An 11244-nucleotide genomic window follows, 5' to 3' on the forward strand; every position below is an offset into this window, starting at 1 on the left:
ATGCCCCTTGCAGCCGCCAGCAACCCAGACCTGCCATGGGGGGCAGGACCTGGCGCTGTTGAGACCGGGGAAGACGCACCACCCGGGGCCAGGGGCCGGCCGGTTGCAGTTGGAGCGCCACCCAGTGATCGGCCGGCGCCGATGGATGCCCATCCCGAGGCCCGGTTCCCAGAAGCTGGTGGAGCGCCTGATTGCGGATGTGGCCGGCCTGGCGCCTCAGGCGCCGCCAGGGAGCCTCCAACTGGGCAAACACCTCGCCGGTGGCCGTGCCGGGCAGGATGTCGTGGAACTGGTGGAACAGGAGTGTTTGCCAGCAGCGCCTAAGCTGTTGGAGGGGGCAGTTCCCGTCTTCCCCCGCCAGGGTCCACTGGCCATGGCCCAGATGCCGGGCCAGCCACAACACCCGCTCCGCCTCCAGCAACAGCCGCTCGGCGGTGCGATTGTGGCGCTTCTGGTCGGGGTGGGTGGTGGCGCAGCCGCGGTGCAGTTCCAGGTAAAGCTCGTCGGCCCACACCGGCAGTGTGGGGGTCAGGGGCTTGAGATCCTCCAACCAACTGCGCAGCGCGCCATGGCGATACCGGGGCAGTTGAGGGTGTCCCCACCAGAGCTGCACCTGATCCATCAGGTCCTGGTTGGGACCGCCCCCATGATTGCCCACGCCGGGCAGCCAGAGGCTGCTGTTGACGCCAGTCCGGGCGCGCCATTCCCCATGGGCCTTCTGGATCGCCAGAGGGTCCCCGGTGGCGCTGAGGGGGCCTGGCAGCAGCGCCAGCACTTCCGCCCCACTGGGGTCACGCCAGCGGAACAGGCGGTGGGGGAAGGGGTTCCGGGTATTCCAAGCGAGCTTGGTGGTCAAAAACCAAGCGATGCCCTGGCTCGCCAGGGTCTGGGGGAGACCTGCGGCAAACCCGAAACTATCCGGCAGCCAGGCCAGGTCATGGCGCCACCGGGGGAAGTGCCGCCGACTCCAGCGCTGCCCCGTCTCCAGTTGGCGTAACACGGAAACAGTGCTGATCAGCACACAATCCATTTCCACCCAGGGACCACACAAAGGCTCCCAGCGACCAGCCTCGGCCAGGGCGTGGATGCGCCGCCAAAGGGCTGGGCGATGCTGTTGCAGCCAGGCATATAGCGCTGGTGTGGAGTGGCCGAAGCACAGGTCGGGGTGCTCCTCCATCAGGTTCAGCACACTGGTGAAGGTGTCCACCGCCGCCCGCCAGGTTTCCGCAACGGGCCAGAGCCAGGCCAGATCCAGATGGGCATGGCTCAACAACGTGACGCGATCATCCCCGGGGCCCATCTGCCCTGCCCCTGTATGGCCCGGAGCCATGAGATCCTCTTCCGTGCTCCTCAGCAGATGGAGCGGGTCCTCCCTGTGACGGCGGGGTTCCAGCACCACGCTGCTGTGACACAGGGAACCCTCCTCATGGCAAGGGCTGTGCAGTTCCAACTCCACCAGCAGGGGCGTACCCGCCAACCAGCGAGACGGCAGGGGGAGACGACAGGTGTTGGCAAACAGATCACCGTGGCGCCGGGGTGTTCCATCCACCTTGAGTACCGCGGTTTCCGCCCACCAGAGCAACACCAGCCGGGGGATGAATGTCCCATGGGGCAGACCTTGCCAGGACAACGGGGTTGTCAGGACAAGGTGCAGGCGGAGGGGGCAGCCGCCCCGGGGCCACACCAGGTCACCCCGGGCCTGCCAGTCCTGCCGAAGCGGCAGGCGACGGACATGGGCCAGTGCCGGGATCCCGGTGTCCAGACGCCAGCGATGTTGCAAGTCCAGCTTCCAGGGAAAGCCTCCCGGGCCTGGTGTCCGCGCCGTGGCCTGGATCATGATCGGGGCGCCGCCAGGCTTTGCAAAAGACTATGGACCAGGGTGTCTCCGCTGCCCGGGGACCATAGGATGCAACAGGCGCACGGATTCAGTCCCATGGGTTCCTGTGCGCTCCGGCTCCTGTCGCACCACCACCATGCTTGCTCTCAAGATCACCGTCTACGCGGTTGTTTTCTTTTTCATTGGTCTCTTTGTGTTCGGCCAACTGGTCAGTAGTGATCCCAGCCGCACCCCAAGCCGCAAGGATCTGGAGGAGTGATCCCGGACACCCTCTCCACAAGAGCCCATAGCATTCCCTTTTACCGGCAGGCTTAAGGGTTGAGGGTGTTGGCTGATTGTTGCCGGGTGGTCTGTCTCCTTGTGCTCGCAGCCATGGGGGGACTGGGGCACAGCCCTGCTTTGGGCGCGGAAGACCTGACGCCAAGCCATGGGAACCATGGCGGCGACAGCGCCAGGGCTGATTCCGCCCCATGGAGCGACTTGAACCTCATCATCCGTGCGGACCGCCAATACGCCGACCTCCAACAGGACCGTCTGGTGGCGGAGGGCAATGTGCTGTTGCATCTTGCCGGTGGGGATCTGGCGGCGGAGCGGGTCACCTATGAGCGGGGCGCCGGGCTGTTGACGGCCAGCGGCGCCGTGCGTTTCCGGCGGGGATTCCAGTACCTCCAGGCCCATTCCCTGCGGTACAACCTGGAAAACCGGGAGGGGGAGTTGCGGGACGTGTATGGGGTAATCAACTTTGACCACCACGCCACGGATCTCATCCTCAGCAGTTCACCAGTCCAGCCCGTCTCCGAAGCAGGAACCGTTGATCCGGATGACCCGTGGTCCAGCCTGTTGGAGGATCAACGGGTCCGGGAAATCACCTCCGAAACGGGGGTGCAACTGGAATACCGCCTGGGCGTTGGCAGGGAGTTCCAGCCCGACGAGACAGGGGAGGAGGAGGGGGAAACAAGGGCAGTGGATGTTCATGACCCGGTGGTTCCTCCTGCCTTGGCGAGCGTGGATTTGAGTCAGCGGTTGAATCAGGGGCAGGGCAGGATCAGCCGCTGGCGTTTCCAGGCCAAGTCCCTCTTCCTCACGCCGGAAGCATGGACCAGTCCTCTGATTGCGCTGACCAACGATCCACTGACGCCGGCCCAAGTGATCCTCGAAGGCCGGGACAGCCAAGTCCGGGAACAGCCGGACGGCACGCTGATCCTCACCAGCGCCACCAACCGCGGCCTGCTGGACGGCAGGCTGTCCGTGCCCCTACCGCGCCGCATTTCCCTCAGTAGCGACAGTCCGTCCTGGGCCTTCCTCAGCGATGAGAACAGGCGCGATGGTTTCTACGTGGAGAACACGCTGGCATTCCATCCTCTCCTTGGCGGTGAGTTGACCCTCAGGCCCCAGTTGATGGTGAGCCGTGCTGTGGGGGGCGCCACCAGTGCCTATCCTCCCCCATATGGTTCTACCGAGGCTGATTCCGTCCGGCAGGACATCTCTGTGGGGGATCTTTTCGGGATGGATGTTCTCTATAGCCGCCCGGTGGGACCGCAGGGTACACTCCAGTTGCATGCTGACCTCTCCACCCTCTCCCCCCATCATCTCGCCAGCCAGACACGTGCGGAGGCTCATCTCCTGCACCCGTTGCCCCTGCCTCTCCTCGGTGAAACAAGGGCCACCCTCAACGCCGCCTATAATTTCAGTGTCTGGAACGGCTCCCTGGGGGAGCAGGATGTCTACACGGCTTTTGGTGGGTTCCTGGAGAAGGATGTCCAGCTTCCACCATGGGGTTCCCTGCGCAATCGCCTGTTCTGGAGATTGGGCCTGCAAAACATCAACACCACGGTCTTTGATACGAAAAACCTATCGGGAGAGACATGGCGTGCATCGGGATATGGGCGTCTCACCTCCACCTTGCCCATCTGGCAAGGTGAAACTCTGGAGGATTCCAGAGAAGCGCTGCGCCATGTTCCCCAACCGATTCGCCCCGAGGCTTCACTTTCCACGTTTCTGATTGCCCATTCATCAAGTTATGCTGACCACAGCGGCCAGAGATATTACACATTTGGCATCCTGTCCGATGTGGCTATGGGCCATTTCAGTCGCCCCTCTTTTGACTACACAAGACTCTCAATTGGCAGCAGTATTTCCATTGTTGAACAGCGCAGCCGATTCAGCTTTGACCGGGCTGTGGATTTGGGCTTGCTTCATGTCTCATGGACACAGCATTTGGCTGGTCCCTTGCTTCTGTCAACAAGCATGTCCTACAATATAGATGGACGATCAGAGAAATATGGCAAAAGAACTGACTCCATCTTTGAACTGAAATGGCAGCGACGTGCCTATGATTTGGGACTATTTTATAGCCCGGAGCGTAAGGTGGGCGGTCTACAAATTCGCATCAACGGCTTTGACTGGCGTGGTACAGGAAACCCCTTTTCCCCTGCATCCCATCATCCTGGCCACCGGATGATGGGCGGTCAACCGGATGGCGCAAAGTTGTTGAGATAAGGAAGCCGTAAGGCTGTCCGCTGCAACTCATCCCCATGGCTGAGCAGCAGGCCCGTGGCATCCCAACAACCACTCATGAGCATGGTTTGCGGGCCACTCTCGATCATCAGGGGCCAATGACGGTCCTGCCCACGGAGGGTGGGTGCGGCAAGGGTGAGGCGGAAATGTACATCGGGCCGCTCCTGGGCCAGTCGCTGGATGTCTTCAACTGACCCCGTGTCTCCCCTCAGGCAGGGCATACCCAGGGCAAGGCAATTGCTGGCGAAAATCTCGGCAAAGCTCTCACCAATCACAGCGGCAATGCCCCACCGCCGCAGGGACTGGGGGGCGTGTTCGCGGCTGGAGCCGCAGCCGAAGTTGCGGTTGACCACCAGAATCCTGGCCCCCTGGTGCTCGGGGCGATCAAAGGGATGCCCCCCCCCGCTGCGGCTCGGTCGTCGGCGAAGACGTGGTTGCCCAGCCCGTAAAGCTGATGGTTTTCAGGAACCGGGCTGGAATAATGCGATCCGTGTCGATGTCATGGCCCTGGAGGGGGATCGCCCTGCCCTCCACCATGGTGACGGGGGCCGGCGTCATGGTTCCACAGGGGCCGTTCCGCCCTCCTTTGCGGCGCCCAGCAGGGTGCGCACATCCGTGACCACACCGCTGACCGCAGCGGCAGCCACCATGGCGGGACTCATCAGCAAGGTGCGGCCGGAGGCCGAGCCTTGACGCCCTTTGAAGTTCCGGTTACTGGAGCTGGCGCTAAGCTGACGCCCCTCCAGCCGGTCCGGGTTCATGGCAAGACACATGGAGCAGCCCGGCCGGCGCCACTCAAATCCCGCCTGGGCAAAAACGGCATCCAGGCCCTCCGCCTCCGCAGCCCTGGCCACCTGTTGAGAGCCGGGCACCACAAACGCTTTCATGCCGTCGGCCACATGGCGCCCCCTGGCCACCAGCGCGGCATCCCGCAGATCACTGAGGCGGCCGTTGGTGCAACTGCCGATGAAGCACACGTCCACCGGCGTTCCCGCAATGGGCTGCCCCGGTTGCAGATCCATGTAGCGATAGGCCTCTTGGGCAAGAGGCCGCTCCCCGGCAGGCAGTTGATCCGGCGTGGGAACCACCTCGTCCACAGCCATGGCCTGTCCTGGCGTAATGCCCCAGGTGACGGTGGGGGCGATCTCCCCGGCATCCATGGTCACCTCGTCGTCATAGACGGCATCCCCGTCACTGGCAAGACTGCGCCACCAGGTGACGGCACGCTGCCACGCCGCCCCCCGGGGGGCACAGGGCCGATTGTGAAGATAGTCAAAACACACCTGATCGGGATTGACGTAGCCACAGCGCGCCCCCGCTTCAATGGACATGTTGCACAGGGTCATGCGCTCCTCCATGGCCATGGCCGCAACGCAACTCCCGGCGAATTCATAGGCATGGCCAACGCCGGATTTCACCCCGAGACGGCGGATGACGTGCAAGGCCACATCCTTGGCAAAGACGCCAGGGGCGAGGGCGCCGTGAATGGAAATCCTGCGCACCTTCAGCTTATCCATGGCCAGGCTTTGGCTGGCCAGCACGTCGCGAACCTGGGTGGTGCCGATGCCGAAAGCAATGGCGCCAAACGCCCCATGGGTGGAGGTGTGGGAATCACCGCAGGCAATGGTCATGCCCGGCTGACTCAACCCCAATTCCGGAGCAATCACATGGACAATGCCCTGTTGGCCGCTGTCAAAGCCATAGAGCTGCAGGCCGTAGTGGGCGCAATTCTTCTCCAGGGCGCTGAGCATGGCCTCCGCCAGGGGATCCGCCAGGGGACGGCCCTGATCCGTGGTGGGGACAATATGATCCACCGTGGCCACGGTGCGCTCAGGATGACGGATGCCGAGACCCCGCTCCTTCACCATGGCGAACGCCTGGGGACTGGTCACCTCGTGGATGAGATGCAGGCCGATGAACAGCTGGGTCTGACCACCCGGCAACTCCGCCACCCGATGCAGCCCCCAGACCTTGTCATAGAGCGTGCCTGTGCTCAAGGGGAATCGTCCTGCAGCGAAGGGGAAGGGTGTTCAACCCTAGCACCCTGGGGCCAGGGCGCTCAATATTCTCCACGAGGCGCGCCAGCAGGATCGGCAGCATTCTGGCCAGCGAACCGGCCAGGGCGCCCGCTGCCCATGGTGAAGGCGAGGCGCCGTGCTGCCGGGATCTTATCCCCCAGCGCCAGGGCAGAAGACCGCCAGCCTGTGGGCCACACCCGTCAATCCGGGCCTGCCTGATGCAATGAACTCCAGATGGTTTCCCTGCATCCAAGACAGTGCCTCCATGGGTGTTAGGGTCAGGCCAATCATTGGAGGTCGGGGCTTGATTTTGGTAAGGATGCGGGACTACGGCTGCCCATGACACTTCAGAAGGCCGTCTCCACCTTCGGTCTTGACGCGAAGGTGAAGCTGAGCAATCCCGGCGCCAGTGGTGCGCCCGAGGATCAACTGCGGTCGCCGTTGGAGGCGCTCATCGACAATCTCGCGGAACTAACGGGATTGCAACCGGGCAGCGTCGTCATGGTTGGGGAAACATCCCTCGCCAGCCTGAAAACACGCCCGGATTATGCTGTCACCCACAACAATGTCCTGGTTGGTTTTATCGAGATCAAGGCGCCGGGCAAAGGAGCGGACCCAAGACGATTTCGTGAGCAACATGACAAGGATCAATGGACAAAGCTGCAGACTCTTCCCAACCTGATCTATACGGATGGCAACAGGTTCAGCCTTTGGCGCAATGGTGAATTACAGGGGACAGTCGTACAGTTGGTGGGGGACATCGAGACCGCTGGCAACAGGTTGGCCGTTTCTGACGAGGGACTGCTGTCATTGTTTGCCGATTTCTTTCAATGGGAACCACGGCCGCCCCGTTCAGCCCAAGAACTTGCCGAGACCACGGCCCGCCTCTGCCGCCTGGTCCGCGAAGAAGTGACAGAACAGTTGGGACAAGGGTCAGCTTCCCTCACCAATCTGGCAACGGATTGGCGCAGACTGTTGTTTCCAAACGCAACGGACGAAGCCTTTGCGGATGGTTATGCCCAGGCGGTGACCTTCGGCCTTCTGATGGCGCGGGCACAGGATATTTCCCTGGCGGACGGTCTTGACCGGGTGGCCTACGCACTGCGTCAGACCAACACACTGATCGGCACAGCGCTCCGCCTTCTCACAGATGATGTTGACAACGAAGCCACCCTGAAAACATCTATTGACACATTGACACGGGTGCTGGATACCGTTTACTGGCCTGCCATCAGTAAGAGCGACCAGGAAACCTGGTTGTACTTCTATGAGGATTTCCTGAGCATCTATGATAACGATCTGCGGAAGAAAACAGGCTCCTACTACACCCCTGCCCAGGTTGTTCGCGCCATGGTGCGGCTGGTGGATGAGGCTCTTCAATGCGACAAAAGGTTTGGCTTGCCAGAAGGGCTTGCCTCCCCGGACGTCACCGTTGCCGATCCAGCCACCGGAACCGGCGCCTATTTACTCGCTGTTTTCCGGCGGATCGCCGAGACAACAGAAGCCGATCAAGGGGTAGGGGCTGTTCCTGGCGTGATTGAAGCCGCCATCAGCCGCCTCATTGGATTCGAGATTCAATTTGGCCCTTTTGCCGTGGCTCAGTTGCGCATTCTCGCGGAGTTGCAATCGCTCCTGGACAATCCTAACGCCACACCCAATATACGGCTTTTTGTAACGGACACCCTTGGCAATCCTTATGAGGAGGACGATTACATCCCTCAGATCCTCATGCCCCTTGGCGAATCTCGCCGCCGTGCCAATAAAATCAAGCGGCAGGAAAAGATCACCGTTGTTATTGGCAATCCGCCGTACAAAGAGAAGGCGAAAGGATTGGGGAACTGGATTGAAAACGGTACAGAAGACGTCACAACTGCAGCGCCACTCAGCCAATGGATCCCACCCAGAGATTGGAACGTGGGTCGCCATGCCAAGCACTTGCGCAATCTCTATGTCTATTTCTGGAGATGGGCCACATGGAAAGTATTCGGAGATGGCAGCTCTTCATCAATCAACAGCCGTAGATCAAACCGGAAGGGCATTGTTTCCTTCATCACTGTTGCAGGATTTCTGAGCGGTCCCGGCTTTCAGAAGATGCGCGCCGAGTTGCGCCAAGACGCAGACGAGATCTGGGTCATCGACTGCTCGCCAGAGGGGCATCAACCGGAGGTGGCGACGCGCCTGTTCCAAGGCGTACAGCAGCCTGTCTGTATCGTCATGGCGCTGCAGAGCACCAATGGGAGTTCCAAAAATCCGGCACAGGTGCGGTATCGTGTCCTGCCACCGGGACATCGCAATGACAAGTTTGCCGCCCTTGACAGGATTGTCCTGGATGATGATGGGTGGCGGGAATGTCCTGCTGATCCCCGCGCTCCGTTCTTCCCCGAGTCTGATGGGGCGTGGGCCAACTTTGCTGCGCTTGAGACCTTGTTTGACTACGATGGCTCTGGCGTCATGCCCGGACGCATCTGGGTCATCGCTCCTGATCGTACATCACTTGAACAGAGATGGAAAGCGCTGCAAGCAGAAGTAAATCTCGAAAAGAAAGAGAATCTGTTTCGCCCACATCTTCGAAATGGCGGCCCAGGGGATAAACACATTAACAAGCCATTACAACGGGGTCTCCATGGTCATGAGTTTCGCGCTGGTCCTGTTGCCTTGGATACAAGAGAGGTGATTTCACCTGTTCGATACGGCTATCGTTCCTTTGATCGACAATGGATCATTCCTGACGGGCGTCTCATAAACCAACCCAATCCAAAACTTTGGTGCATCCACTCGAATCACCAGATTTACATGACAGCATTACAATCAGACCGGCCAACTGCAGGGCCAGCAGCTACGTTTTGTGCTGTCATACCAGATTTAAGCCATTATAAAGGATCCTTTGGAGGGCGCGTATTTCCTCTCTGGGCTGACCGTCATGGTCAGAAGTCAAACATCAAGGTGGGTGTGCTCCAACAGGTAGCCGAGGCTTTGGGAGTCTCTGTCAGCGCACCAGCTATGATGGCCTATTTTGCCGCCGTCGCCGCCCACCCTGGATACACGGAACGTTTTCGAGATGACCTTGTTCAGCCGGGACTGCGTTTCCCTCTCACCGGAAATGCTTCCCTGTTTGCCGAGGCTGTTCAGATTGGGCAAGAGATTATCTGGCTCCACTGTTTCGGTGAACGCTTTGTTGACCGTAACGCAGGACGCCCCAAGGCTGCACCACGAATGCCAAAAGGTAAGCGCCCAATTATCCCCAGAACTGGCGCCATTCCTACTCAACCTGAGCACTTTCCTGATTCCATGACCTATGATGAGACGGTCTGTCGTCTGAGTATCGGGGACGGCTTCATTGACAACGTACCGCCTTCGGTATGGAAGTACGAAATTTCCGGCAAGCAGGTGCTTGTCCAGTGGTTCAGTTACCGTCGTTTTGATCGCTCCCGTCCCATCATTGGCGATCGTCGCCCGCCATCGCCATTGGCCAGAATTCAGCCCCCTGGTTGGCTTGCCGAATACACAACGGAACTGATGAACGTGCTCAACATCCTTGGCCGCCTGGTTGCGCTGGAGCCGCGCCAAGCCGACCTTCTCAACCGCATCTGTGATGGCCCCATGATTAACGCCCACGTCCTTCGCACCAACGGCGCCTTCGACACTTTCAGCACGGTCCACTCCATGGACACGGATGATCAACAATGCAGTTTCATCCCTGAAGATAATACCTTCCAAGGAAGGTGAAATAACGTTGAGCTTCAGTATGGTCAGCCTCCGGTCCGTCGCGCCTCATGGGTTCACCGGGGGCCGGGGCGGCTGTTGTGGGGTGGCCAGAAAGGCAATGCAGAGCCACCAGATCAACTGCACTTCCGGGCGCAGGAAGATGGTATCCACCAGCCCATGGGCGCCGAGACCCGCCACGGCGGCCATGGCGCTGATCTGGGACCAGCCCCTCTCCCCCGTTTCTTCCACAGACGTCTTGAGTTGGCGCAAGCCCTGGCGGAGGGCATGGCAAAAGATCGCAATTCCCGCCAGCAGCCCGGCAACACCAAGCTCCACAGCCAGCTCGAGGGGCATGGAATAGGCGCTCAGCGCATTGAACAGGGGTTGTTGATACAGGGGGTAGATGCGGTTGAAGGCATCCTGACCGGGACCAATGCCTGTCCAGGGGTAATCCTGCGCCATTCGCCAGGCCGCCATCCAGACGTTGATGCGGAAGTTGATGGAGCTATCGCCACGGCCCGCCAGAGCGCTGAGGAGCCGCACCTGCAGTGGCTCCAGCAACCCTGACAGGGTCACCGCCCCCAGCAGCGCCGCTCCCAGCAGGACCCAAAAGACCGCCTGCCGCCGCCCACGAAGCCTGGGCAGGGCAAACCAGCCCCACAGCAGAACGAAGCAGGCCAAAGCTGACCCCAGCCCAAGCCAGGCGCCCCGGCTGTAGGTGAGCGTCAGCGCCAGCACCGCCAGCCCTCCGGTCACCGCGGCGAACAGACGGCTGGGCCAACTGCGCCAATGGAGCGCGGCGCCAATGGCCAGGGGGATGACGGGAACCAGGTAGCCCCCCAGCAGGTTGGGGTTGCCCAGGCTGCCATAGAGCCGCTCGGCGCCCAGAAGGATGGAGGCCTCATCCGACCACGTGGCCAGGGCAATGGCGCCCCCCTGCAACTGGCGCAGGGCCAGCACCGCTTCCGCCAACCCCCCCAGCAACAGGCCCGCCAGAACGGGATTCCACCAGTTCCGGTTCCGTGTCAGCAGTCGGGCGGCCAACCCCCAGACTCCCAGGTAGAGGATCAGCTTGAGCAGACCCCGCAGCGCCTCCCGGGGCACCGGCGAGAACCCTGTGGCCACCACGGCAACGGCCAGAAACACCAGCAGCAGCCGACCCATGGA

General features: G+C 61.1%; 6 protein-coding genes and 1 pseudogene. 3 read left to right on the plus strand and 4 right to left on the minus strand.

Going from position 1 to position 11244, the window contains the following annotated elements; genetic code table 11:
* Nucleotides 1–1837, minus strand: a 1837-nt coding sequence (locus BG35_RS0102830; protein WP_025781611.1) for a glycoside hydrolase family 38 N-terminal domain-containing protein, incomplete at its 3' end; no start/stop codon positions are given.
* Between the two features lie 136 nt (nucleotides 1838–1973).
* On the opposite strand from BG35_RS0102830, the gene BG35_RS0102835 reads away from it, so the two are divergent.
* Both BG35_RS0102835 and BG35_RS0102840 read left to right on the plus strand, forming a co-directional pair.
* Entirely contained in the window at nucleotides 1974–2096 is a 123-nt protein-coding gene (locus BG35_RS0102835) for a photosystem II reaction center protein I (protein ID WP_025781612.1), read from the plus strand.
* Nucleotides 2097–2209: 113 nt separating this feature from the next.
* Nucleotides 2210–4336 carry a DUF3769 domain-containing protein gene (locus BG35_RS0102840; RefSeq protein WP_161632509.1) on the plus strand — a complete coding sequence of 709 codons (2127 nt, stop codon included), beginning with the start codon at nucleotides 2210–2212 and terminating at the stop codon, nucleotides 4334–4336.
* Here the strand turns inward: BG35_RS0102840 and BG35_RS09965 are convergent.
* Together BG35_RS09965 and leuC are read right to left on the minus strand one after the other, a co-directional pair.
* A pseudogene (locus BG35_RS09965) lies at nucleotides 4306–4912 on the minus strand (3-isopropylmalate dehydratase small subunit). The gene BG35_RS0102840 and the pseudogene BG35_RS09965 overlap by 31 nt on opposite strands.
* Nucleotides 4909–6351 carry a 3-isopropylmalate dehydratase large subunit gene (gene leuC, locus BG35_RS0102850; RefSeq protein ID WP_025781614.1) on the minus strand — a complete coding sequence of 481 codons (1443 nt, stop codon included), beginning with the start codon at nucleotides 6349–6351 and terminating at the stop codon, nucleotides 4909–4911. Before leuC ends, BG35_RS09965 begins: the two are co-directional and overlap by 4 nt.
* Before the next feature lie 360 nt (nucleotides 6352–6711).
* Here leuC and BG35_RS0102860 point away from each other — a divergent pair, with 360 nt between their 5' ends.
* A complete protein-coding gene (locus BG35_RS0102860) occupies nucleotides 6712–10098 on the plus strand; it encodes a type ISP restriction/modification enzyme (protein ID WP_025781615.1) in 3387 nt (1128 codons plus the stop codon).
* Nucleotides 10099–10143: 45 nt separating this feature from the next.
* On the opposite strand, the gene BG35_RS0102865 is transcribed toward BG35_RS0102860, so the two are convergent.
* Nucleotides 10144–11244 (minus strand): IctB family putative bicarbonate transporter (locus tag BG35_RS0102865; protein WP_034416702.1); only part of this gene is annotated, 1101 nt, incomplete at its 5' end.

This window comes from Candidatus Synechococcus spongiarum SH4 (genome assembly GCF_000586015.1).
GTDB lineage: Bacteria > Cyanobacteriota > Cyanobacteriia > PCC-6307 > Cyanobiaceae > Synechococcus_B > Synechococcus_B spongiarum_F.

Coding starts and splice junctions, on each gene's coding strand:
- BG35_RS0102860 (WP_025781615.1), top strand. CDS start 6,712: ATGACACTTCAGAAGGCCGTCTCCACCTTCGGTCTTGACGCGAAGGTG.
- BG35_RS0102835 (WP_025781612.1), top strand. CDS start 1,974: ATGCTTGCTCTCAAGATCACCGTCTACGCGGTTGTTTTCTTTTTCATT.
- BG35_RS0102840 (WP_161632509.1), top strand. CDS start 2,210: ATGGGGGGACTGGGGCACAGCCCTGCTTTGGGCGCGGAAGACCTGACG.